Below are 21,411 nucleotides of genomic sequence, written 5' to 3' on the forward strand. Positions count from 1 at the left end.
TTTTTACTGCGCTTTCCGCGCCGGCATTGATTTCAGGTTTACCCGCACTGCGCTATGCTTAAAGCAATTTTTTGACGTAACCACACAGCAGGCATTGCCTGTACCATATAATTAGGTTATTGATCGCTGCGCAATTGACTGCAGCACATGGAAAAGAAAGGAGTTTGATGATGTTGAAGCGCATGATGATCGTAGCACTGACCGGTGTGACTTTAGCAGGCTGCGCCAATGACAGCTCGCTTTCCGGCGACGTTTACACCGCCTCGGAAGCGAAACAGGTGCAGAGCGTCACTTACGGCACGCTGGTTGGCGTCCGTCCCGTCCAGATCCAGGGCGGCGACGACAGCAATGTGATCGGCGCGCTCGGCGGCGCGGTGCTCGGCGGCTTCCTGGGTAATACCGTTGGCGGCGGCACGGGCCGCAGCCTGGCGACGGCGGCAGGCGCAATTGCCGGCGGCGTGGCCGGTCAGGGCGTACAGGGATCCATAAACAAAACTCAGGGCGTGGAGCTGGAGATCCGTAAGGATGACGGCAACACCATTATGGTGGTGCAGAAACAGGGCAACAGCCGTTTCGCTGTAGGACAGCGCGTCGCGCTGGCTTCCAACGGCAGCCAGATCACCGTTTCGCCACGCTAACCGAGGAACCGGCTCGCGCCGGATCATCAGAGTGCGGATAAAGCCCATTCAGTGGACTGCACCCCCGTAATGTTAGACACAGTTTTTTATGAGCAGTCCCCTGACCATAAGCAGATGTTCAGGGGACTTCATAGAACAACCAGAACCACATCGCTTACATGTTCCAGTAATCCTCTACAAAGTTGCGCACAGGCAGTTTTGGACTTAATAATCCTATGCAAGTTCAGTTAGTCGTAATTTGACTAATTATTACACCCTCTACATTCTTGTCTTTAAGATTGTACTGAAGGCAGTTCATCTGTGTGAAATCACCATAAATCTTGGTGTCATTGCAATATCTAAACACTTTTGCATCTGAAGTGTCAGAAAATGATGATGAAATGTTTTTCAATGTCATATTCAATAAAGGAATCCCCTTGATTGTTACGCTTAAATCATCTGAATAAGAATAACATCCTTTCGTCCTCTCATTTCTGGCTACTGCTATAGATGTTAAATTGCCTTGCCCCATCTCGTTATCAGAAATAAACCAATAGTTCACGCCTTTTGAGTTCAGGCAAAGCCATGAGGCTTGATCTCCTTTGTTGATGGTTACGTCAGTAGTTTTCGCTATGTCTGCAAGGGGGCTGTATTCCATAACAAACACCTTGTCGCCAACAATAACGTGAGGCGATAAATCCTTATTAGTATTGTATTCAGGAACGGATGCATCATCCTGGTAATAGTTAGCACCAAACCCCTCCATTTGCATAGACATAGCAGCAGGAGAAGCCATTACAGCAAGGGCAAGGGCAATATTTTTCATTTCACCTTTAACTCCCTGTCACCACTTGCCCAAATGCTCTTTCTGACGCTGATGGGGGCGATAATACATCCTTCGGATGAGTCCAGTGGATGCCTCTTGCTCGCGCCATGTATGCGAAAGGCTGAGCGTCCGCACATTGCATTACTCAGGTTAGGGGTAAGGTTTAGCGTATATTTCCCCGTATGAGGGGAATTGTGGGGGAAGCCGATTGTATAAGTCCCTCTGGGAAGAGGGCCTTTCCCGCTCACACATTCTTGAGAGCTATCATTTTTATATCCAGTCGCTCCGGCATAGTCAGCGGTATAAGTTTCACCGTTACGGGTAAAAGTGTGTGTTTTTACATCATATATCCACGCCATTATGCAGCCCGTCCTTTCCATAAGTCAGAATGAATAATATTGCCATCAAGATAATGCCATGTGATCTTCTCATAAGCTAAATCAACGTATTCAAGATGGTCATGCCTTTCCCATTGAGGATTGTTTATATCCATCATGAGCGGTTCTATTTCTGTTACTTTCACGTTCTCCAGCGTGGTCCTGAAGTACTCTTCCTCGAATCCGTTGTGGTTGATGCGATAGAACTTAAATACAGCCCTTTTTAGGGTCTGACCTGTAGACAATGCTTTGTAAAGATAAGATGATGAGCTATCGATGCCTTTCATGAAAGCATATGAGCTATGTAAACGCTTTGCAGTCGCTTTCCCAGTCAGAAAATCAGTAGGCTGTTCTACAGAGTGCATTAGTTCACTAACTTCTATGCTTCCTTCCCGACCATTCACATTGACACTGCCCTTTATTGAAGATCCACTGTCATCTTCGAGCCATAGGTAAACCGGAATAGCCATTGAATAAATTCCCTTATTAGTTGAATGGGCGATTATCCTCTGTCCAATCTTTCATGATGGAATGTTGTTTGATATTTTATTGAGACAGGTCAATAAAACATGCATTTCCCCGACTACATTCAGCCTTCGTCTCGTGTTCTCTGCGATCAGGCTGCCACCTGTTGAATGTTGAAGTAAGCGGAACTCAACCGGGCTGAGGCCATTGAGGCGCAAACTGATGCGTTCATGGTTGTAGTAGTGGATACAGGCGTCAATGGCCTCTTTCAGAGCAGGGATGCTGCTGAATTCTTCCAGATAGAAGCATCAGGATTTAAGCGTGCCGAAAAAGCTTTCAGCTATTGCGTTATCGAGGCAGTTGCCCTTTCACGACATGCTTTGCACCACGCCTGCCGCCCGGAGCCTGTCCTGATAAGCCGTCATCTGGTACTGCCAGCCTTGGTCAGTGTGCAGCACGGGCGTATCACCCGGCGACAGCCGTGTAAATACTTTATCCAGCATCGTATCAATAGCGCCATCACGTGCCTTTCCGACAGACTGTACGCGCGGTCAGGGCGTGCAGGGATCCATAAACAAAACTCAGGGCGTGGAGCTGGAGATCCGTAAGGATGACGGCAACACCATTATGGTGGTGCAGAAACAGGGCAACAGCCGTTTCGCTGTAGGACAGCGCGTCGCGCTGGCTTCCAACGGCAGCCAGATCACCGTTTCGCCACGCTAACCGAGGAACCGGCAATCGCCGGTTCTTTTATTCGCGGTTTTGCAGATCCAGAATATTCTTTTCCAGCCTGGCGATTAGCGTCACCAGCTGGTCGATCTCCTGCTGGGAGATACCAGCCAAAATATCATCCCGCGTGGCGTCGATAACATGCTCGACTTCGCTAATGATCGGCGCCGCTTCCTCGGTCAGCTTGATGCGCTTGGCGCGACGATCGCTGGCGCAGGTGGTGCGGGTAATCAGCCCTTTTTCTTCCAGCTGATCCAGCGTGCGCACCAGCGAAGGCTGTTCAATGCCGATGGCTTTGGCCAGCTGGATCTGCGACTGCTCCGGCGGCAGCTGATGAATATTGTGCAGCGTGACCCAGTGCGTCTGCGTCAGCTCCAGGGGTTTCAGGCGCTGGTCGATTAGCGATCGCCAGATGCGCACCAGTCTTGCGAGATCCGTTCCTAATGGGGTATCCAATTTCCTCTCCTTATAATTAGCTTGCTAGCTATCAAGCCTCATTCCAGGCTATTCTGCGAGTTTACAGGACAGAATACAAATATCATTCACATTAAGCGTAATGCCAATCTACAGCTATGCTGTGACCTGGGTAACAAGGAGTGCTTTAAGTGAACAATGCTTTTACGGCGGCTGTTTCGCCGCTAACCGACCTGGTTTTCGGCGCGTCGCTCTATTTTCCGCCGCTGTTTAAAGCCGTGCTGGCCGGGTTTTTCCTCTGGCTGCTGATCCACCCCGTGTTGCGCAGCTGGATCTATTCCGGCGAGATTTGGCATCCCACCCTGCTCGACCTTTCCCTGTTTATTCTCTGCGTCAGCGCTTCGCTGTGGCTACTGATGGCATTCGTATGAAATTCAACTCGCTAAAATATTTTTCAACGCTGATCTTCTTCGCCGCCGCGCTTTGCGCAGGCTGGTGGCTATGGAATTTTTATATGCAGTCACCGTGGACGCGGGACGGTAAGGTGCGCGCCGAGCTGGTTAATATCACGCCGCAGGTTTCCGGGCGCATTGAAACGCTGCTGGTAAAAGATAACCAGTTCGTGACCAAAGGCACGCCGCTGCTGACGCTGGACGCCGAGCCTTATCGCATCGCGGTGCTGAACGCCGAGGCGCAGCTGACGAAGGCACAGGCCGATCTGCTGAAGGCTCAGCATGAGTCGCGGCGGCGTCAGAGTCTGCCACGCAACGTGATTTCCGCAGAAGATTTGGATGCGGCCGAGCTGAACGCGAAGTCGCTGGCGGCGGCGGCAAAGGCCGCTCAGGCGCAGCTGGAACAGGCGCGCTGGAACCTGACCCAGACGCAAATCGCCGCGCCAACCGACGGCTGGATCAGCAATCTGGTGGTGCGGCCCGGTAACTATGCCACCAGCGGAACGCCGGTCTTCGCGCTGGTCGACAGCCACTCTTTTTATGTGATGGGCTATTTTGAAGAGACCAAGCTGCGCCATATTCGTCCCGGCTATCGCGCGACCGTGCGGCTTTACAGCGATAACCGCGTGCTGCACGGCGAGGTCGAAAGCATTGGCCGCGCTATTTACGATCAAAGCGTGGAAAGCGACAGCTCACTCATTCCCGATATCAAACCGAACGTGCCCTGGGTGCGCCTTGCGCAGCGCGTGCCGGTGCGTATTCGCCTGGCCGCGTGGCCAAAAGATTTGCCGCTGGTAGCGGGCACCACCTGCACCATCACCGTTGCGCCATGAACTGGCAGTGGCTGGAGTGGCAAAACCTGCCGTGGATCAAAGCGACCCGAGGCCAGTGGCGCTACGCGTTGCGCAATGCCCTCGCGATGTGTCTGGCGCTGAGCATCGCCTATGCGCTGGCGCTGGACGAGCCTTACTGGGCGATGACTTCCGCCGCTGTGGTGAGTTTTCCGACCGTCGGCGGCGTAATCAGCAAAAGTTTGGGCAGGATTGCGGGCAGCCTGCTGGGCGCGGGCGCGGCGCTGCTGATCGCGGGCTATACGCTGAACGAACCCTGGCTGTTTGCGCTGGCTATCGCGGGCTGGCTGGCGCTCTGCACCTGGATCCAGAACCATTATCAAAATAACGTTGCCTATGCGTTTTCCCTGGCGGGCTACACCGCCGCCATTATTGTGTTTACCACGGTTAATATTACGGAAATCGGCGATCTGTGGGAGATTACCCAGGCGCGCGTTTGCGAAGTGATTACCGGCATCCTGTGCGGCGGCCTGATGATGATGATCCTGCCCAGCACCTCGGACGGCGAGACGTTGATTAACTCGCTGAAAGAGATGCATCTTCGCCTGCTGGATCATGGACGACTGCTGCTGCAACGCGAAAGCACCGATAATGTGCGTAGCGCGCATGAAAACGTTATTGGGCAGATCCTCACGCTTAATCTGCTGCGTATTCAGGCGTTCTGGAGCCATTATCGCTTTCGTCGGCAAAACAACGTGCTGAACTATATCCTGCATCAGCAGCTGCGCCTCACCAGCGTGATCTCCAGCCTGCGCCGAATGCTGCTGAACTGGCCCGACGCGCCGGAAGGCCTCTATACCGTTGTACAGCAGCTGCTGGATGAGCTGGCGAGCGCCGACTGCGATAAATATCGTCTGGCGCGACTGCTCGCCAGCGCCGCGCCGCAGGATCAAAGCGACTATCGCTATCAGGCTTTCTGGCATCGTCTGCGCTATTTCTGCTGGCTGTGGCTGAATATCCGCCGCTGGCTGCGGCTGTTTGAACAGGCCGACGACGATACCCGCCTCGCACCGCCCGCCGCCCCGGCGCTCGCCAGGCATAGCGACAGCGCGGAAGCCAGCTGGAGCGCCCTGCGCACCTTTAGCGTGATCGTGCTGGGCTGCGCTTTTACCATCGCCACCCAGTGGGATGCGGGCTCGGCAGCGTTAACGCTGGCCGCCATCAGCTGCGTGCTCTACTCCTCCGTGCCTTCGCCCGTCAGCAGCGTGTCGCTGCTGCTGAAAACGCTGCTGCTGCTTTCCGTGTTCAGCTTTATCATCAAGTTCGGCCTGATGGTGCAAATCAGCGTGCTGTGGCAGTTTTTGCTGCTGCTGTTTCCGCTGCTGGTCACGCTACAGCTTTTCAAGGTGCAGCAGAAAAAGCGCGCCGCGCTGTGGGGCCAGCTGATTGTGTTTGGCGGCTCGTTTCTTGCCGTTACCAATCCGCCCACCTATGACTATCAAAGCTTTATTAACAATAATATCGCCAAGGTGTGCGGCGTGCTGCTTGCGTGGCTGGCTTTTCTTATTTTGCGGCCCAGTTCCGACAAGCGGCGCAGCCGCCGCCATATCCGGGCGCTGCGCCGCGAGTTTCTCGATCAGCTCAGCCGCAGGCCGCACCTTAGCCAGAGCCGCTTTGAGTCGCTGATTTACTATCGGGTCAACCAGCTGAACGCCAGCCGTGACGAGCCGGCCAGGCTGTGGCTGCTGCGCTGGGGCGTGGTGCTGCTGAACTGTTCGCATATTGTCTGGCAGCTGCGCGACTGGCAATGCGATTCGCCCGCGCTGCTGGCGGTGCGGGACGCCATGCTGAGCAATCTGCATCGTATTATCAGCGGTAAAGGCGTACAGCAGCCCGCGCTGGAAGAGACGCTAAAGGAACTGCAGGAAAATCTGGATCTGCTGGCGGCGGGCAAAACAAAAAGCGAAACGGAACTGGCGGGTATTGCCTGGCGGCTTTACTGCTCGCTCTCACAGCTTCAGCAGGCTTCGACATTGACATAACACCGAATTTTTCATTTATACTGGCCACGCTTACATGGAGTTTAACGAATGAGGGATCATGATGAAAAAAATTCTGGCTACCGTTCTTCTGCTCGCCTGTTCTCTGCCGGCTTATGCTCACGCGGCAAAAACCGTCACGGTTAAAGAGGCGAAAACGCTGCGCGATGATACTCGCGTGGTGCTGACAGGCAAAATCACCGGACATGCAGGCGACGACGATCTTTACTGGCTGCAGGACAGCACCGGAAAAATCCGCATCGACATTGATGATGACGAGTGGGAAGACAATCACCTAGCGATTGGCAAAACCGTGCGCGTGGTCGGCGACGTGGATAAAAACGGCGGGCATACCGAAATCGAAGTCGATCATATTAGCGTGCTGCGTTAGGCAATAAACCTGCCGCCGCGACGAGCGGCGGCGGTTTGGTTAGATCACCCCGCAGGCGAAACGGCCGCCTCCGCCGCCCAGCGGCGCAGGATGATCGGCATGGTTATCGCCGCCGGCATGCACCATCAGCGCTTTCCCTTTTATTTCCGCCAGTTTTTTAATGCGCGGCGCCAGCACCGGATAGGTCGCCGTGCCGTCGGCGCTCACATAAAGGGCCGGTAAATCGCCCAGATGACCATCCTGCCACGGTCCCAGATGCTTGCCGGTTTTTTGCGGATCGAGATGGCCGCCCGCCGCGCCTGCGGCAACCGCTTTCCCGTCGGTGGTTTTTGGATCGCAGCTGCCGTTGGCGTGTACGTGAAAGCCGTGAATACCCGCAGGTAAATCTTTCAGCTGCGGCGTAAAGCTCAGGCCATAGGCCGTTTCTGCTATCGTTACCTGGCCAATACTGTCGCCCGCGCCTTCAGGGGTGGCAAGCCTGATATCGACTTTTTCGCTGGCGGCCTGGGCCAGGCCGCAAAAGGCCAGCGATACCATAAGCAGGTTTATACGTCTCATTACACTTCCTCACATTTTGCTGTGGAAGCTATAAGCCTGGCCGCTATTGGCAGAACTGCATAAGAATCTGTCTACTAAAACAAAGAAGGCTGTTCCGGTTCGTCCGGCTCGGCCGGTTTGCCGACACGATACAGTCGTTGCCAGCGCAGACGACAAAGCCGCAGCACCTCGCGTTTTTGCGCATCGCTGAACTTCATCCAGTTAAAGCGCTCCTCGCGGCTACGCAGGCAGCCACGGCAGTAGCCGCGATCGTCGCTCTGACAGATCCCCCGGCACGGGCTGGGAACGGGGAAAAACTCCAGTTGTTCGGCCAACGTCGCTCCTTATGCAGGGAAAATTTAAATGTAATATTAATGTTAGTCTTTTAACATCGTTTAGCCTCAGTTAATGTTTAATTGTGCTAACAAAGCTATGCTCATTCACCGCTTACTGCTGATGAACCTTTATGAAGCTGACTGCTTTACGCTGCAATGAAATCAGTTTTAACTTTTATGCTGCCTTGTTTTTTACGCTTATCCCGAATGCGCTGTTCTTTTTTCACGCGTGGGAGCGTATCCCTTACAGCGAGCTGAAGGATTATTTTTTCGCTGCCACCATGCCGCTGGTGCTGTTCTGCGGATTTCTGTTTATTTTTAGCGTGGCCGCCCTGCCGTGGATCAGAAAACCCCTGTTAATTTTTCTGGCTATCGTCAGCGCGGCGGCCAACTATTTTATTTACAGCTTTGGCACCGTTATCGACACCAATATGATCCAGAACGTGTTTGAAACGGATCTGCAGGAAGCGACCGCCCTGTTCAGCCTGCGCTATATCCTCTGGCTGCTTCTGCTGGGCCTGCTACCCGCGCTGCTTATCTGGCGGGTCAGGATTGTAACGCGGCGTCCATGGTGGATGAATATCGCTTTTCGCACCGGCACGGCCCTGGCTGCGCTGCTGGCGATCCTGCTGGTCGCCGCGCTGTTTTATAAAGATTACGCCTCGCTTATCCGTAACAATAAAGGCCTGGTGAAGATGATTACGCCGGTCAATATCGTCAGCGGCATTGGCCACTATATTGATAATCGCTGGTTTGACGGCGATCGCACGCTGATTAGCATCGGCCAGGATGCACGCAAAGGCCCGCAGATTTTAGCGCAGCAGAAAAAAACGCTGGTGGTGTTTGTGCTGGGCGAAACGGCGCGGGCGGAAAATTTTTCACTCGGCGGCTATGTGCGCAACACTAATCCGAAGCTGGCAAAAGATAACGTCATCTATTATCCCAACGCCACTTCGTGCGGGACGGAAACGGCCATTTCCGTACCCTGTATGTTTTCCAATATGCCGCGCGAGCATTACGATGCCAGCCTGGCGCGCCATCAGGAAGGGCTGCTGGACGTAATGGCCCATGCGGGCGTCAGCGTGCTGTGGCGGGAAAACGACGGCGGCTGTAAGGGCGCCTGTGACCGCGTGCCGCATACCGACATGACGCGCTGGCAGCTGAAGAACTTTTGCCGTGACGATTACTGCCTTGACGACGTGCTGCTGTGGCGGCTGGATCGCTATCTGGACAGCATGAAAAACGACACGGTAGTTGTGCTGCATCAGATGGGCAGCCACGGCCCGGCTTACTACCGGCGCTATCCGGCAGACAAGCGGCCCTTTACTCCGACCTGCGACAGTAACCAGATCCAGGACTGTGACAGCCAGGCGCTGGTCAATACCTATGACAATACGCTCGTCTATACCGATTCGATGCTGGATGACACCATTGGCCTGCTGAAGACCTACAGCAGCCGCTACAACGTCGCGCTGATTTATCTTTCCGATCACGGTGAATCGCTGGGCGAACGCGGGATGTATCTGCACGGCGCGCCTTATCTGATTGCGCCCACTCAGCAGACGCATATTCCCTTTCTGCTGTGGCTTTCTGACGGCTACGCCAGCGCCTTTGGCATCAATAGTACCTGCCTGCGGCAGGCTTCCGGCGCGGCGGTGTCGCAGGACAACGTTTTCCATACGCTGCTGGGAATGATGAATATTGAAACCAAAGAGTACCAGCCCGCGCTGGATATGATCCGATCGTGCCGTACCGTTGCAGGTAGCGGCAATTTCTCTACTACGCTCAATAGTCACTGAAAATTTTGGCTTTGCCACCGCCGTATCGGCGGTTGGCAGCCGGTTTCCCAGGAGCGATAAATGCAGCTGAAAAAACTTTTTACCCCTTTAAAACTTGGCGCGATTGTGGTGCCTAACCGCATCTTTATGGCGCCGCTGACGCGCCTGCGCAGCATCGAACCGGGCGATATTCCTACGCCGCTGATGGGTGAATATTACCGCCAGCGCGCCAGCGCCGGGCTGGTGATCACCGAAGCCACGCAGATTTCCTTCCAGGCAAAAGGCTATGCCGGCGCGCCCGGCCTGCATACCGCCGAGCAGATCGCCGCGTGGAAAGCGATTAACGCCGGCATCCATCAGGAAGGTGGCCACAGTTCGGTGCAGCTGTGGCATACCGGACGTATTTCCCACAGCAGCCTGCAACCGGAAGGTAAAGCGCCCGTGTCGGCTTCCGCCATCAATGCCGAAACCCGCACCTCTCTGCGCGATGACCAGGGCCGGACAATCCGTGAAGCGACCTCCACGCCGCGCGAGCTGCGTCTGGATGAGATCGACGACGTGATCAACGATTTCCGTCAGGCCACAATCAACGCGCGCGAAGCGGATTTTGACCTGGTGGAGCTGCATTCCGCGCATGGTTACCTGATGCATCAGTTTATTTCGCCCGCGTCTAACCAGCGCACGGATGCCTACGGCGGCAGCATGGAAAATCGCACGCGCTTTGCGCTGGAAGTGGTGGATGCGGCCATTGACGGCTGGCGCGCCGACCGGATCGGCATTCGTATTTCGCCGCTCGGGCCGTTTAACGGTCTGGATAACGGCGAAGATCAGGAAGCCGCCGCGCTTTACTACATCGGCGAGCTGGCGAAGCGCAATCTGGCCTATCTGCATATTTCAGAACCGGACTGGGCGGGCGGCAAGCCTTACAGCGATGCCTTCCGCGAGGCGATCCGCGCCGCTTATCCCGGCGTGATTGTGGGCGCAGGCGGCTACAGCGCTGAGAAAGCGGAAGCGCTGATTGAACAAGGCCTGATCGACGCCGTAGCCTTTGGCCGCGACTACATCGCCAATCCGGATCTGGTCGAGCGCCTGCGGCAGAACGCGCCGCTGAACGAGCAACGCCCGGAACTCTTTTACGGCGGCGGCGCAGAAGGCTACACGGACTATCCGTTCCTGTAAGCGCCTGCGGGTTTTATCGCCGTCCGACGTCTGACGGCGCGAGAAAGCACGCATTTCCTGGTTTCCGCCAGGCTATAGCTGCTATTCTCTCACGCGGGTAAAACGGCCTGAAGGACGTTTTACCGCCGGGAATGCCTGCTGGTTCCCGTAACGGCAGGAATTCAGGCTATGCTTGTTATCGGATGATAACGTTTGTTCAAAGAGGATGTTATGCGCTTACTTCACACCATGCTGCGCGTTGGCGATCTGCAACGCTCCGTTGATTTCTATACTAAAGTTCTGGGCATGCGCCTGCTGCGCACCAGTGAAAACACCGAATATAAATACACGCTGGCTTTCGTAGGCTATACCGAAGAGAGCGAAGGCGCGGTGATTGAGCTGACCTATAACTGGGGCGTGGATAAATATGACCTGGGCGATGCCTACGGCCATATCGCGCTGGGCGTGGACGACGTGGCGGCTACCTGCGACCGTATCCGCAACGAAGGCGGCAACGTAACTCGTGAAGCCGGCCCGGTTAAAGGCGGCACCACCATTATCGCCTTTGTGGAAGATCCGGACGGCTATAAAATCGAACTGATCGAAAACAAACACGCGGGCCACGGCCTGGGCGCGTAACGCGTCGGGGTGCCTTCCCGGCACCCTTCTTTCCCCTTCCCCTGCTGCAACCCATGCCGAAATTTGCCATAATACGCGCTCAATTTTCGCCTGTGAGATCCTGATGTCCGAATCGAACGAACTTAACGCCCTCAGCAGCCGTTTTCGCGGTTTTTATCCGGTAGTGATCGATGTTGAAACCGCCGGTTTCGACGCCAAAACCAACGCCTTACTGGAAGTGGCCGCCGTCACGCTGAAAATGAACGACGATGGCTGGCTGGAGAAAGACGAAACGCTCCATTTTCACGTTGAGCCGTTCGAAGGGTCGGTTCTGCAACCCGAAGCGCTGGCCTTTAACGGCATCGATCCTGCCAATCCGCTGCGCGGCGCGGTCAGCGAGTACGAAGCGCTGCACGCCATCTTTAAAGCCGTGCGCAAAGGTATCAAAGATCAGGGCTGCAATCGTGCCGTCATGGTGGCTCATAACGCCACTTTCGATCTGAATTTTATGAATGCCGCGGCGGAAAGAGCCGGGCTGAAGCGTAATCCTTTCCACCCGTTTGTCACCTTTGATACCGCCGCGCTGAGCGGCCTGGTGCTGGGGCAAACGGTGCTGGCGAAAGCCTGTACGGCCGCCGGAATGCCTTTCGACAGTTCTCAGGCGCATTCCGCGCTGTATGATACCGTGCAGACGGCCGATCTGTTCTGTGAGCTGGTTAATCGCTGGAAACGTCTGGGCGGCTGGCCGCTGGCGGAAACGGCGAACCTCGACTAAAAAAAACAGGCCTGACGCATTGTCAGGCCTGTCCGATAGTCTCTTCGCTTAGCGCAACGTTTTATTCTGCCGCGTCAGAAGGATATTTCTGCGCCGTCTCTTTGATCAGCTGCTGCAGTTCGCCCGCCTGAAACATCTGAATAATGATGTCACAGCCGCCGACCAGCTCGCCGTCTACCCACAGCTGTGGAAAAGTCGGCCAGTTGGCGTATTTAGGCAGCTCAGCACGAATTTCCGGATTCTGCAGGATATCGACATAGGCGAAACGCTCGCCGCAGGCGGACAGCGCCTGTACGGCCTGCGCGGAAAAGCCGCAGCTTGGCAGTTTTGGGGAACCTTTCATATACAGCAGAATCGGGTTTTCTGCGATCTGGCGCTCAATCTTCTCAATGGTGCTCATAAATGCCTTCCTCAATCGGCTACTTCGTGTCTGTATAGTGTAGCGAGTCTGCGAGCGTGATGAAAATGTCATTTTCAGTCGCCCGCTGACGCTACGGTCGGAAAACAAAATGTTAAAATACCATTTTCGGTCCGGCGGCGCTGCGTTAACTGTAAATATCAGCGGCAAATTTGCGCAGATAAATGTTTGAACAGGCTAAATTTTACAGCTTTTACCGCTTTGCGACGATTGAAACAAAAAAGGCCTTACTTTTTAGTAAAGAGTTCGATTAGAATCGTCCTGACTGACTGCCCAGGCGCAGATCTCCTTATTTAGCCATGCTCTTGCCACTGGCGGGAGCACAAACTGTTAATGGTAAAGATGCGTTTACTCATCACGTTGCTGATGCTGGCCTTTGCCCAGCTGTTTATGTCTGTGGCGCACGCATCGCCACACGCTGCCGTTAAAGCGGACCACCACAAAGCAGACAGCGCCACGCCTGCTCGTGAAGACGATCGCCGCAAGCGCCGCCCGGTGAAAACCTCTACACGTAAAGTAAAAGAAGCCAGCCCAACCAAAAGCCGTTCGCCCCTTGCTAAAAAGTTTAAGCTGCGCAAAAAAACGCAGACCGTCGCCGCTGCGCTGCCGCCCAAGAAACGCTATGGTCGTCATCGCTTGCGCAACGAAGAGACGGAAGCCTTAACCAGCGGCTCGGCCCCGCTTAAGCTCAGCAAAGCGCATCGCGCCCGCTATCAGAAAGCCCGCGAAACGGCGATGAGCAAGCTGATGAACCAGCTGGGCAAGCCCTATCTCTGGGGCGGCACCTCGCCCAAGACCGGTTTCGACTGTAGCGGTCTGGTCTGGTATGCCTATAAAGATCTGGTGAAGTTTAAGATCCCTCGCACCGCTAACGAAATGTACCATCTGCGGGATGCGGCTTCGATCAAGCGCAACGAGCTGGAAAAAGGCGATCTGGTATTTTTCAGCATCAACGGCCGCGCCTCGGCGGATCACGTTGGCGTTTACCTGGGCAACGGCAAGTTTATCCAGTCGCCGCGTACCGGCAAGGATATCCAGGTGAGTATGCTCAGCGAAGATTACTGGGAGCAGCACTACGTCGGCGCTCGCCGCGTCATGACGCCGAAAACTATCCGCTAGCCCACTCAGCAGGCTGGAGGCCCGGATCGCGCAAACGATCCGGGCCGGTTTACTCTTATTTGCGCAAAATGTTCGCCTGTTGCCCTAAAACCCTCGTGTTCTGCGCCTGCTCTTGTTAGAATCCACGGTTTGTTGCGCAACAGGCATTTAGCCGACATGACGCTCTGCTCAAGTCTGTTTCGCCACCCTGAACTCCCTCCTGGTATAACCATTCCGCAACAAATTATGCGCAACTTATATCAGGATTATCATCATTCCAGGCAATCGTTTAACAAACCGCTTTTCAGTGACTTATTGAACAGCGCAGGAGTCTTTTTCCATGGCAACCATAAAAGATGTGGCCAAACGCGCCGGTGTCTCAACCACCACGGTGTCCCACGTCATTAATAAAACCCGCTTTGTCGCTGAAGACACGCGGGAAGCCGTCTGGGCAGCGATCAAAGCGCTGCACTATTCGCCCAGCGCCGTGGCCCGCAGCCTGAAGGTCAATAACACCAAAACCATTGGCCTGCTGGCGACCTCCAGCGAGGCGCCCTATTTCGCCGAAATTATTGAGGCGGTCGAACACAGCTGTTTTGCCAAAGGCTATACGCTGATTTTGGGCAACGCGCATAACGAACTGGAAAAGCAGCAGGCCTATCTGTCGATGATGGCGCAAAAACGCGTCGATGGCCTGCTGGTTATGTGCGCCGAGTACCCGGATGAGCTGATTAAGATGCTGGAAGATCACCGCAACATCCCGATGGTCGTCATGGACTGGGGCGAGTCGCGCGGCGATTTTACCGACACTATTCTCGATAACGCTTTTGAAGGCGGTTATCTGGCAGGCCGCTATCTGATCGATCGCGGCCACCGCGATATCGGCGTGATCCCGGGCCATATGGAGCGCAATACCGGCGGCGGTCGTCATGCCGGCTTCCTCAAGGCGCTGAACGAAGCGGGGATTACGCTGCGCGAAGAGTGGCTGGTTCAGGGCGATTTTGAGCCGGAATCGGGCTATCGCGCTATGCAGCAGCTGCTGGCGCAAAAACAGCGTCCTACCGCGGTATTCTGCGGCGGCGATGTAATGGCAATGGGCGCGATTTGCGCCGCAGACGAGATGGGCCTGCGCGTACCGCAGGATATTTCGGTGATCGGGTATGATAACGTGCGCAACTCGCGCTACTTTACCCCCGCGCTGACCACCGTCCACCAGCCGAAAGAGCGTCTGGGCGCAACGGCCTTCAATATGCTGCTCGATCGTATTACCAGCAAACGCGAAGAGCCGCAGACGATTGAAGTGCATCCGACGCTGATTGAACGTCGCTCCGTAGCGGACGGCCCTTTCCTCGACTACCGTCGCTAAGCGCACGGGCGGCCATCTGCCGCCCGTCTTTTACGCCTCCCGCAGCCATTCGCTGTTCAGCGTTTCCGTTTCGCCTAAATAATCCAGCAGCCAGCGCAGCGCTGGCGACGCCTGCTGTTCCGACCAGCTGACGCAGCAGGGGCTATCCGGAAAAGGCGGATCCAGCCTCAGTTCGCACAGCGAGCCGTTTTGCAGCAGCGGTTGCGCAAGATGCCCCGGCACCATGCCGACACACAGCCCGGCCAGCAGGCAATCAAACGCGCTCTCCCAGTCCGGCGCGACCAGCCGTCGCTGATTATCCAGCGTCCAGGTGGTTCTTTTCGGCAGCGCGCGCGAGGTATCTTCCAGCACCAGCGAAGGCCACTCCCGGATCGCCTCTTCGCTAACCTTCTCCCGGTGTTGCGCAAGCGGATGATCCGCCTTCACCACGCAGCGCCAGTTGAGCATTCCCATATTGCGAAAAGCGAAGCGTCCGCCGACCGGAATAGCCTGCGTCGCGCCTATCGCCACGTCGACCCGGCCGTCGGCCAGCGCATCCCATACGCCGTTGAATACCTCCGGTGAAAGATGCAGTTCCATATCGGGAAAATGTCGGTAAAAATCTACCACCAGCTGGCGCGTACGCGCGGTTTTAACAATGCGATCGACGGCAATATTCAGCTGGCCGCGCCAGCCGTTGGCGACCTGCTGACACTGGCGTCGCGTGGCAAGCATTTTTTTGATAACACTCCGCCCTTCCTGAATAAAGACCTCGCCCGCCGCCGTTAAGACCACGTCCCGGTGACGCCGCTCGAACAGCGGCACCGCCAGCCACTCTTCCAGCTGGCGCACGGTATAGCTGATGGCGGACGGAACGCGATGCAGCTCCGCCGCTGCGGCGGTAAAGCTGCCGGTTCGGGCGACCGCATCAATCACCTCAAGCGAGTGTTCTGACCACATATTCTTCCTGCAAAATTTTTGAACGCAAGACGCAAATATTACCGTTTCACAACCGCTATCGCACTCTTTTACACTGCCGTCCGCTATTCACCTGATAAAAAAGAGCAAAATCTCATGCCGTCGAAAGGATTTTTACTTTACCTCGCGCTGCTCAGCGTTGCGGGTTTTCTTGCCACCGATATGTATCTGCCCGCCTTTACGGCGATGCAGCAGGATTTGCAAACCGAAGCGGGCGTCATCAGCGCCAGCCTCAGCCTGTTCCTGGCCGGATTTGCCAGCGCGCAGCTGTTCTGGGGGCCGCTTTCCGACCGCATTGGCCGCAAGCCGGTGCTGTTGATGGGGCTGGGGCTGTTTGCCGTCAGCTGCGGCGCAATATGGTGGGCGGAATCCACCACAATGCTGCTGACGCTGCGCTTTTTACAGGCGGTAGGCATTTGCGCCGCCGCCGTCAGCTGGCAGGCGCTGGTGATCGATCGCTATTCCGGCGCGCAGGCCAACCGGGTGTTTGCCACTATTATGCCGCTGGTGGCGCTGTCGCCGGCGTTGGCCCCGCTGCTGGGTGCCAGGCTGCTGAACCACTTTGCCTGGCGGTCGATTTTCCTGGCGCTGCTGCTGCTGGCCCTGATCCTGCTGGTCGCCACGCTTTTTCTGTCGACGCCTGCTCCAAAAGAGCATAAGGAAGAGGCGAAAGTGGGTTTCTTCACGCTGCTGAAGTCGCCGATCTGGAGCGGCAACGTGCTGATTTACGCCGCCTGCTCCGCCAGCTTTTTCGCCTGGCTGACCGGTTCGCCATTTATTCTGGCCGAACTGGGCATGTCGCCGGGCGATATCGGCCTTAGCTACGTGCCGCAGACGCTGGCCTTTCTCGCCGGCGGCTACGGCTGTCGGGCACTGCTGAAGCAGACCGAAGGCGCTTCGCTGCTGCCCTGGCTGCTGACGCTGTATGCCCTCAGCGTGGGCGCGTTTTTCATCGCCGCACAGGTGGAAACGCCTTCGACCTGGGCGCTGCTGCTGCCGTTTTGCGGTATGGCGCTGGCCAACGGCGCTATCTATCCGATTGTGGTGGCGAATGCGCTGCTGCCTTTTCCGCAGGCCAGCGGTAAAGCAGCCGCGCTGCAAAACACGCTGCAGCTTGGTCTCTGCTTCGTCGCCAGCATGATTGTTTCCGGTTTTATTGCTAACCCGCTCGCCACCACGTCGCTGGTCATGCTCAGTACTGTGTTTTTGACAATTATTGGCTATATTTTACAAAGGACGACGTTAGCCAACGCTCCCCTGACCCACGCTCAGAGCCGTCGTTAACTGGCTGAATCTATTTAGTTAGCGTCCTAACGATAAGGCGTTGAATATTGCCTGAGGTGAGCATATACTCAATTTCAGGCAATAATTCATAACAACTTTGTATCATTTTTTTGATTCCTGACAGGGTTGTCCGGGTGTTCTCTTTTGTGGCAGGCGTCACCCTCATTCTGTAGGTTTCAGTTCAATCCTCTGTAACGCCGGATATCAGGCGCACGGCTAAGCGTGCGTTTTCTCAAACCCTGTGGAAATTGATGATTCTTTTTCTCAGGTTTCAATCACGAAGGGTGATGGAGAAGCTATGAGTTCATCGTGTATAGAAGAAGTGAGCCTGGAAGAAAATCAGTGGTATCGAATCGCCCAGGAAATGTTACGCAACGCGGATATCGAAATTAACGGCACCCGTCCCTGGGATATTCAGGTGACCCATCCCGATTTTTTTAAACGCGTGATGCAGGAAGGGTCGCTGGGCCTGGGCGAAAGCTATATGGACGGCTGGTGGGAGTGCGAGCAGCTGGATATGTTTTTTCACCGCGTGCTGCTGGCTAAGCTGGATCAGCAGCTTCCTCGCCATTTTAAAGATACGCTGCGCATCGCCGCCGCGCGCCTCACTAATCTGCAATCCCGCAAGCGCGCCTGGATTGTCGGCAAAGAGCATTATGACCTTGGTAATGACCTTTTTACGCTGATGCTTGACCCCTACATGCAATACTCCTGCGGCTACTGGAAAGAGGCGGAAACGCTGGAGCAGGCGCAGCAGGCTAAATTAAAAATGATCTGCGAGAAACTTCAGCTGGAACCCGGGATGTCGCTGCTTGATATCGGCTGCGGCTGGGGCGGGCTGGCGGCTTATGCGGCGCGGCATTACAACGTCAAGGTGACTGGCGTGACGATCTCCGCCGAGCAGCAGAAGCTGGCGCAGCAACGTGGTGAAGGGCTGGACGTCACCATCCTGCTACAGGATTACCGTGACCTCGATCAGCAGTTTGACCGCATCGTTTCCGTTGGTATGTTTGAGCACGTCGGGCCAAAAAATTACGCCACTTATTTTAACGTGGTCGATCGCAATCTGAAGCCGGACGGCATCTTTTTGCTGCATACCATTGGTGCGAACAAAACGGACGATAATGTCGATCCGTGGATCGATAAATATATTTTCCCTAACGGCTGCCTGCCTTCCGTACGCCATATTGCCGAGGCGCACGAACCGCATTTTGTAATGGAAGACTGGCACAACTTTGGGGCGGATTACGATCTGACGCTGATGGCCTGGCACCAGCGTTTTTTAGCCGCGTGGCCGCAGCTGGCGGATAAATATGGCGAACGCTTTAAGCGCATGTTCAGCTACTACCTTAACGCCTGTGCGGGCGCTTTCCGCGCGCGGGATATTCAGCTCTGGCAGGTGGTCTTTACCCACGGTAAAGAGGGCGGATTGCGCGTACCGCACTAGCGGACAAGGTCGGCCACTAAGCCGACCTTGTTTATTACTCTTCCGGCTGAATTTCCGCAGCGGCCGCCGCCAGCAGCGCCGCTTCACGCTGCGCCAGCACGCGCTCAACGGTTTCCACAATCGCCTGGGTATGCGGATCGATTTCAATATTCACCCTGTCGCCCAGCCGCTTGCCGCCCAGCGTGGTTCTTGCCAGCGTTTCCGGGATCAGATGCACGCAGAATTTGCTTTTGGTGACTTCGCCAACCGTCAGGCTGATGCCGTCAATCCCAATAAAGCCTTTATGCAGAATATATTTCATCTGCTCGCTGTCCTGCGGCTTAAACCATATTTCGCGGTTATTTTCAGACGTCAGGATTTTGCAGATTTCGGCGGTAGTCATAATATGACCGGACATTAAATGGCCGCCGATTTCATCGCTGAATTTCGCCGCGCGCTCTACGTTAACAATATCGCCGGGCTTTAAATCCCCCAGGTTGGTAATACGCAGCGTCTCTTTTACCAGGTCAAAACTGACGCGGTTGCCGTCAACCCCGGTCACCGTCAGGCAACAGCCATTGTGAGATACGGAAGCGCCCAGCTCCAGTCCCGGCAGCAGCTCGTCCGGCAGGCGGACAATATGCGTGCGAAAATTCGGTTTCTCTTCAATTGCCAACACCTCTGCGGTGCCCTGCACAATACCGGTAAACATAATTATGACCTCGGTGGATTTTTCGCTATTCTTGTCTGATCTTAAAACTATACCAAATAGTCTTTCTCCCTTCAGTTAAAAAACAGGTGTATATGTGCAGAAGTATCTGACCGAGGCGCGTCAATTGCTGGCGCTGGCAATTCCGGTAATTTTTGCGCAAGTTGCGCAAACCGCTATGGGCTTTGTGGATACGGTGATGGCCGGCGACGTCAGCGCAACGGATATGGCTGCCGTTGCGGTCGGCACATCTATCTGGCTGCCCGCCATTCTGTTCGGCCACGGTTTGCTGCTTTCGCTCACGCCGGTTGTGGCGCAGTACAACGGCTCGGGCCGCCGCGATCGTATCGCTTTCCAGGTTCGTCAGGGGTACTGGCTGGCCGCCTTCGCTTCCCTGCTGGTTATGGTTGTGCTGTATAACGCCGGCTATGTTATCCGTTCTATGCAAAATATCGATCCCGTGATGGCGGATAAAGCCGTAGGCTATCTTCATGCGCTGCTGTGGGGAGCGCCGGGTTATCTGTTTTTCCAGACCGCGCGCAACCAGTGCGAAGGCCTCGCCAAAACCAAGCCGGGCATGGTGATGGGTTTTCTCGGGCTGCTGGTGAATATTCCGGTTAACTATATTTTTATCTACGGCCATTTCGGGATGCCCGCGCTTGGCGGCGTCGGCTGCGGCGTGGCAACGGCGTCCGTGTACTGGGTAATGTTTATCGCGATGAAAATATGGGTTTCGCGCGCCTCTTCCATGCGCGATATCCGCCTGGCGGATCGGTTCAGTCCACCCGATGCGAAGGCGCTTTCCCGCCTCTTTAAACTCGGCCTTCCCGTCGCGCTGGCGCTGTTCTTTGAGGTGACGCTGTTCGCCGTCGTCGCGCTGCTGGTGTCGCCGATGGGCATCGTCGAGGTGGCGGGTCACCAGATAGCGCTGAACTTCAGCTCGCTGATGTTTGTACTGCCGCTTTCTCTTGGCGCAGCCACCACTATCCGCGTGGGTTTCCGGCTTGGCCAGGGCTCGACCGAAGGCGCTCGCGTAGCGGCATGGACGGCGCAGGGCGTGGGCATGTCGCTGTCGCTGCTGACGGCGCTGTTCACGGTGGTGTTTCGCGAGCAAATCGCGCTGCTTTATAATCAGAATCCGGCCGTGGTGGCGCTGGCGGCTCAGCTGATGCTGCTGGCCGCAATTTATCAGTTTTCCGATTCGATTCAGGTTATCGGCAGCGGCATTCTGCGCGGCTATAAAGATACGCGCGCCATCTTTTTTATCACTTTTATCGCTTACTGGGTGCTGGGCCTGCCCAGCGGCTACATTCTGGCGTTGACGGACTGGGTGGTGGCGCCGATGGGCCCGGCGGGCTTCTGGACAGGCTTTATTATTGGCCTGACCTCCAGCGCGATTATGATGGTCTGGCGTATTCTGCGGTTGCAGCGGCAGCCTGAAGCGCAGCTGCTGGCACGCGCGGCCCGCTAACATCTTCATTTAAACCGGATGTTTAAAAATGCTGCGCTTCGCACAGTTGCGCAGCAGTCGCACCGAAAATAGCGATTTCTGCTTGCAAGCCGCCAGGGCTGTCGTTAATATTCGTCCCCGCTGTCACTCAGACAGCATGATGCGTTCTTAGCTCAGTTGGTTAGAGCACCACCTTGACATGGTGGGGGTCGGAGGTTCGAGTCCTCTAGAACGCACCACAGTGCGTCCGTAGCTCAGTTGGTTAGAGCACCACCTTGACATGGTGGGGGTCGGTGGTTCGAGTCCACTCGGACGCACCATCTTGCGTTCTTAGCTCAGTTGGTTAGAGCACCACCTTGACATGGTGGGGGTCGGAGGTTCGAGTCCTCTAGAACGCACCA

The 21,411-nt window shown here is 55.5% G+C and carries 23 protein-coding genes, 3 tRNA genes and 2 pseudogenes; 18 read left to right on the top strand and 10 right to left on the bottom strand.

The genetic code is table 11. The features are described from left to right. Positions 1-170: 170 nt before the first annotated feature. Positions 171-638, top strand: coding sequence for an outer membrane lipoprotein SlyB (slyB, locus tag ACMGEE_RS03625; RefSeq protein WP_253461006.1), 468 nt, complete (start codon positions 171-173; stop codon positions 636-638). 223 nt (positions 639-861) lie between these two features. On the opposite strand, the gene ACMGEE_RS03630 is transcribed toward slyB (ACMGEE_RS03625), so the two are convergent. The 4 genes and pseudogenes from ACMGEE_RS03630 to ACMGEE_RS03645 form a co-directional block, all read right to left on the bottom strand. Beyond that, positions 862-1,443, bottom strand: a complete 582-nt coding sequence (locus ACMGEE_RS03630) for a hypothetical protein (RefSeq protein ID WP_436829694.1) — start codon at positions 1,441-1,443, stop codon at positions 862-864. Then, positions 1,440-1,823, bottom strand: a complete 384-nt coding sequence (locus ACMGEE_RS03635) for a tlde1 domain-containing protein (RefSeq protein WP_367652761.1) — start codon at positions 1,821-1,823, stop codon at positions 1,440-1,442. The genes ACMGEE_RS03630 and ACMGEE_RS03635 overlap by 4 nt, the downstream gene beginning before the upstream one ends. Then, on the bottom strand, positions 1,802-2,290 hold the full coding sequence (gene tssD / locus ACMGEE_RS03640) for a type VI secretion system tube protein TssD (protein WP_436829695.1): 489 nt from the start codon (positions 2,288-2,290) through the stop codon (positions 1,802-1,804). The genes ACMGEE_RS03635 and tssD overlap by 22 nt, the downstream gene beginning before the upstream one ends. A gap of 177 nt (positions 2,291-2,467) precedes the next feature. After that, positions 2,468-2,832 (bottom strand): annotated as a pseudogene (locus ACMGEE_RS03645) (transposase); the annotation flags it as partial. 2 nt (positions 2,833-2,834) lie between these two features. Between ACMGEE_RS03645 and slyB (ACMGEE_RS03650) the strand changes: the two are divergent. After that, positions 2,835-3,008: pseudogene (slyB, locus tag ACMGEE_RS03650) on the top strand (outer membrane lipoprotein SlyB); the annotation flags it as partial. Between the two features lie 27 nt (positions 3,009-3,035). Here slyB (ACMGEE_RS03650) and slyA read toward each other — a convergent pair. Continuing rightward, positions 3,036-3,470, bottom strand: a complete 435-nt coding sequence (gene slyA, locus ACMGEE_RS03655; protein ID WP_253454427.1) for a transcriptional regulator SlyA — start codon at positions 3,468-3,470, stop codon at positions 3,036-3,038. 149 nt (positions 3,471-3,619) lie between these two features. On the opposite strand from slyA, the gene ACMGEE_RS03660 reads away from it, so the two are divergent. The 4 genes from ACMGEE_RS03660 to ACMGEE_RS03675 are packed head-to-tail and all read left to right on the top strand — an operon-like array spanning position 3,620 to position 7,101. After that, entirely contained in the window at positions 3,620-3,859 is a 240-nt protein-coding gene (locus ACMGEE_RS03660) for a DUF1656 domain-containing protein (protein ID WP_253454428.1), read from the top strand. Further along, positions 3,856-4,713, top strand: a complete 858-nt coding sequence (locus ACMGEE_RS03665; RefSeq protein WP_253454429.1) for an efflux RND transporter periplasmic adaptor subunit — start codon at positions 3,856-3,858, stop codon at positions 4,711-4,713. The genes ACMGEE_RS03660 and ACMGEE_RS03665 overlap by 4 nt, the downstream gene beginning before the upstream one ends. After that, entirely contained in the window at positions 4,710-6,713 is a 2,004-nt protein-coding gene (locus ACMGEE_RS03670) for an FUSC family protein (RefSeq protein ID WP_369896017.1), read from the top strand. Before ACMGEE_RS03665 ends, ACMGEE_RS03670 begins: the two co-directional genes overlap by 4 nt. Before the next feature lie 58 nt (positions 6,714-6,771). Continuing rightward, positions 6,772-7,101, top strand: a complete 330-nt coding sequence (locus ACMGEE_RS03675; RefSeq protein WP_301253228.1) for a NirD/YgiW/YdeI family stress tolerance protein — start codon at positions 6,772-6,774, stop codon at positions 7,099-7,101. Positions 7,102-7,140: 39 nt separating this feature from the next. Here the strand turns inward: ACMGEE_RS03675 and sodC are convergent, their stop codons facing one another. Next, positions 7,141-7,659 carry a superoxide dismutase [Cu-Zn] SodC gene (sodC, locus tag ACMGEE_RS03680; RefSeq protein WP_436829696.1) on the bottom strand — a complete coding sequence of 173 codons (519 nt, stop codon included), beginning with the start codon at positions 7,657-7,659 and terminating at the stop codon, positions 7,141-7,143. Between the two features lie 74 nt (positions 7,660-7,733). Next, entirely contained in the window at positions 7,734-7,973 is a 240-nt protein-coding gene (locus ACMGEE_RS03685; protein ID WP_253454433.1) for a DUF1289 domain-containing protein, read from the bottom strand. 131 nt (positions 7,974-8,104) lie between these two features. Between ACMGEE_RS03685 and eptA the strand changes: the two genes are divergently transcribed. The 4 genes from eptA (at position 8,105) to rnt (ending at position 12,302) form a co-directional block, all read left to right on the top strand. Beyond that, positions 8,105-9,772 (top strand): phosphoethanolamine transferase EptA, encoded by a 1,668-nt coding sequence (eptA, locus tag ACMGEE_RS03690; RefSeq protein WP_369896021.1) that lies wholly within the window; start codon positions 8,105-8,107, stop codon positions 9,770-9,772. Positions 9,773-9,832: 60 nt separating this feature from the next. Continuing rightward, positions 9,833-10,930 (top strand): alkene reductase, encoded by a 1,098-nt coding sequence (locus ACMGEE_RS03695; protein ID WP_370733958.1) that lies wholly within the window; start codon positions 9,833-9,835, stop codon positions 10,928-10,930. Positions 10,931-11,140: 210 nt separating this feature from the next. Then, entirely contained in the window at positions 11,141-11,548 is a 408-nt protein-coding gene (gene gloA / locus ACMGEE_RS03700; RefSeq protein WP_253454436.1) for a lactoylglutathione lyase, read from the top strand. A gap of 103 nt (positions 11,549-11,651) precedes the next feature. After that, on the top strand, positions 11,652-12,302 hold the full coding sequence (gene rnt, locus ACMGEE_RS03705; RefSeq protein WP_253454437.1) for a ribonuclease T: 651 nt from the start codon (positions 11,652-11,654) through the stop codon (positions 12,300-12,302). A 61-nt stretch (positions 12,303-12,363) separates the two neighbouring features. Here rnt and ACMGEE_RS03710 read toward each other — a convergent pair whose 3' ends face one another. Continuing rightward, complete coding sequence (locus ACMGEE_RS03710) at positions 12,364-12,702, bottom strand: Grx4 family monothiol glutaredoxin (protein ID WP_125289787.1); 339 nt, start codon at positions 12,700-12,702, stop codon at positions 12,364-12,366. 360 nt (positions 12,703-13,062) lie between these two features. On the opposite strand from ACMGEE_RS03710, the gene ACMGEE_RS03715 reads away from it, so the two are divergent. Further along, the gene (locus tag ACMGEE_RS03715) at positions 13,063-13,839 is read left to right on the top strand and encodes a C40 family peptidase (RefSeq protein WP_436829697.1); all 777 of its coding nucleotides are present in this window, start codon (positions 13,063-13,065) and stop codon (positions 13,837-13,839) included. Between the two features lie 319 nt (positions 13,840-14,158). Further along, positions 14,159-15,184: an HTH-type transcriptional repressor PurR gene (gene purR, locus ACMGEE_RS03720; protein ID WP_253454440.1), complete on the top strand. Its 1,026-nt coding sequence runs from the start codon at positions 14,159-14,161 to the stop codon at positions 15,182-15,184. A 30-nt stretch (positions 15,185-15,214) separates the two neighbouring features. On the opposite strand, the gene punR is transcribed toward purR, so the two are convergent. Beyond that, a complete protein-coding gene (gene punR / locus ACMGEE_RS03725) occupies positions 15,215-16,123 on the bottom strand; it encodes a DNA-binding transcriptional activator PunR (protein WP_253454441.1) in 909 nt (302 codons plus the stop codon). 114 nt (positions 16,124-16,237) lie between these two features. Here punR and punC point away from each other — a divergent pair, with 114 nt between their 5' ends. Together punC and cfa are read left to right on the top strand one after the other, a co-directional pair. Then, on the top strand, positions 16,238-17,425 hold the full coding sequence (punC, locus tag ACMGEE_RS03730) for a purine nucleoside transporter PunC (protein ID WP_436829698.1): 1,188 nt from the start codon (positions 16,238-16,240) through the stop codon (positions 17,423-17,425). Between the two features lie 298 nt (positions 17,426-17,723). Then, positions 17,724-18,872, top strand: coding sequence for a cyclopropane fatty acyl phospholipid synthase (gene cfa, locus ACMGEE_RS03735; protein WP_301253219.1), 1,149 nt, complete (start codon positions 17,724-17,726; stop codon positions 18,870-18,872). A gap of 34 nt (positions 18,873-18,906) precedes the next feature. Here the strand turns inward: cfa and ACMGEE_RS03740 are convergent, their stop codons facing one another. After that, the gene (locus ACMGEE_RS03740; RefSeq protein ID WP_301253218.1) at positions 18,907-19,563 is read right to left on the bottom strand and encodes a riboflavin synthase subunit alpha; all 657 of its coding nucleotides are present in this window, start codon (positions 19,561-19,563) and stop codon (positions 18,907-18,909) included. 94 nt (positions 19,564-19,657) lie between these two features. On the opposite strand from ACMGEE_RS03740, the gene ACMGEE_RS03745 reads away from it, so the two are divergent. From ACMGEE_RS03745 to ACMGEE_RS03760, 4 genes are all read left to right on the top strand, one after another. Next, the gene (locus ACMGEE_RS03745; RefSeq protein WP_253454445.1) at positions 19,658-21,031 is read left to right on the top strand and encodes an MATE family efflux transporter; all 1,374 of its coding nucleotides are present in this window, start codon (positions 19,658-19,660) and stop codon (positions 21,029-21,031) included. 141 nt (positions 21,032-21,172) lie between these two features. Then, positions 21,173-21,249 (top strand) — tRNA-Val (locus ACMGEE_RS03750). A 4-nt stretch (positions 21,250-21,253) separates the two neighbouring features. Continuing rightward, positions 21,254-21,330, top strand: a tRNA-Val gene (locus tag ACMGEE_RS03755). Between the two features lie 4 nt (positions 21,331-21,334). After that, positions 21,335-21,411, top strand: a tRNA-Val gene (locus ACMGEE_RS03760).

Source organism: Erwinia artemisiae (assembly GCF_051400835.1).
GTDB classification, from domain to species: Bacteria; Pseudomonadota; Gammaproteobacteria; order Enterobacterales; family Enterobacteriaceae; genus Erwinia; species Erwinia aeris.

Bases quoted from the DNA above. Each gene is read 5' to 3' on its own strand.
- slyB (WP_253461006.1), top strand. From the start codon at position 171: ATGTTGAAGCGCATGATGATCGTAGCACTGACCGGTGTGACTTTAGCA.
- ACMGEE_RS03630 (WP_436829694.1), bottom strand. From the start codon at position 1,443: ATGAAAAATATTGCCCTTGCCCTTGCTGTAATGGCTTCTCCTGCTGCT.
- ACMGEE_RS03635 (WP_367652761.1), bottom strand. From the start codon at position 1,823: ATGGAAAGGACGGGCTGCATAATGGCGTGGATATATGATGTAAAAACA.
- tssD (WP_436829695.1), bottom strand. From the start codon at position 2,290: ATGGCTATTCCGGTTTACCTATGGCTCGAAGATGACAGTGGATCTTCA.
- ACMGEE_RS03665 (WP_253454429.1), top strand. From the start codon at position 3,856: ATGAAATTCAACTCGCTAAAATATTTTTCAACGCTGATCTTCTTCGCC.
- ACMGEE_RS03670 (WP_369896017.1), top strand. From the start codon at position 4,710: ATGAACTGGCAGTGGCTGGAGTGGCAAAACCTGCCGTGGATCAAAGCG.
- ACMGEE_RS03675 (WP_301253228.1), top strand. From the start codon at position 6,772: ATGATGAAAAAAATTCTGGCTACCGTTCTTCTGCTCGCCTGTTCTCTG.
- sodC (WP_436829696.1), bottom strand. From the start codon at position 7,659: ATGAGACGTATAAACCTGCTTATGGTATCGCTGGCCTTTTGCGGCCTG.
- eptA (WP_369896021.1), top strand. From the start codon at position 8,105: ATGAAGCTGACTGCTTTACGCTGCAATGAAATCAGTTTTAACTTTTAT.
- ACMGEE_RS03695 (WP_370733958.1), top strand. From the start codon at position 9,833: ATGCAGCTGAAAAAACTTTTTACCCCTTTAAAACTTGGCGCGATTGTG.
- gloA (WP_253454436.1), top strand. From the start codon at position 11,141: ATGCGCTTACTTCACACCATGCTGCGCGTTGGCGATCTGCAACGCTCC.
- rnt (WP_253454437.1), top strand. From the start codon at position 11,652: ATGTCCGAATCGAACGAACTTAACGCCCTCAGCAGCCGTTTTCGCGGT.
- ACMGEE_RS03710 (WP_125289787.1), bottom strand. From the start codon at position 12,702: ATGAGCACCATTGAGAAGATTGAGCGCCAGATCGCAGAAAACCCGATT.
- ACMGEE_RS03715 (WP_436829697.1), top strand. From the start codon at position 13,063: ATGCGTTTACTCATCACGTTGCTGATGCTGGCCTTTGCCCAGCTGTTT.
- purR (WP_253454440.1), top strand. From the start codon at position 14,159: ATGGCAACCATAAAAGATGTGGCCAAACGCGCCGGTGTCTCAACCACC.
- punR (WP_253454441.1), bottom strand. From the start codon at position 16,123: ATGTGGTCAGAACACTCGCTTGAGGTGATTGATGCGGTCGCCCGAACC.
- punC (WP_436829698.1), top strand. From the start codon at position 16,238: ATGCCGTCGAAAGGATTTTTACTTTACCTCGCGCTGCTCAGCGTTGCG.
- cfa (WP_301253219.1), top strand. From the start codon at position 17,724: ATGAGTTCATCGTGTATAGAAGAAGTGAGCCTGGAAGAAAATCAGTGG.
- ACMGEE_RS03740 (WP_301253218.1), bottom strand. From the start codon at position 19,563: ATGTTTACCGGTATTGTGCAGGGCACCGCAGAGGTGTTGGCAATTGAA.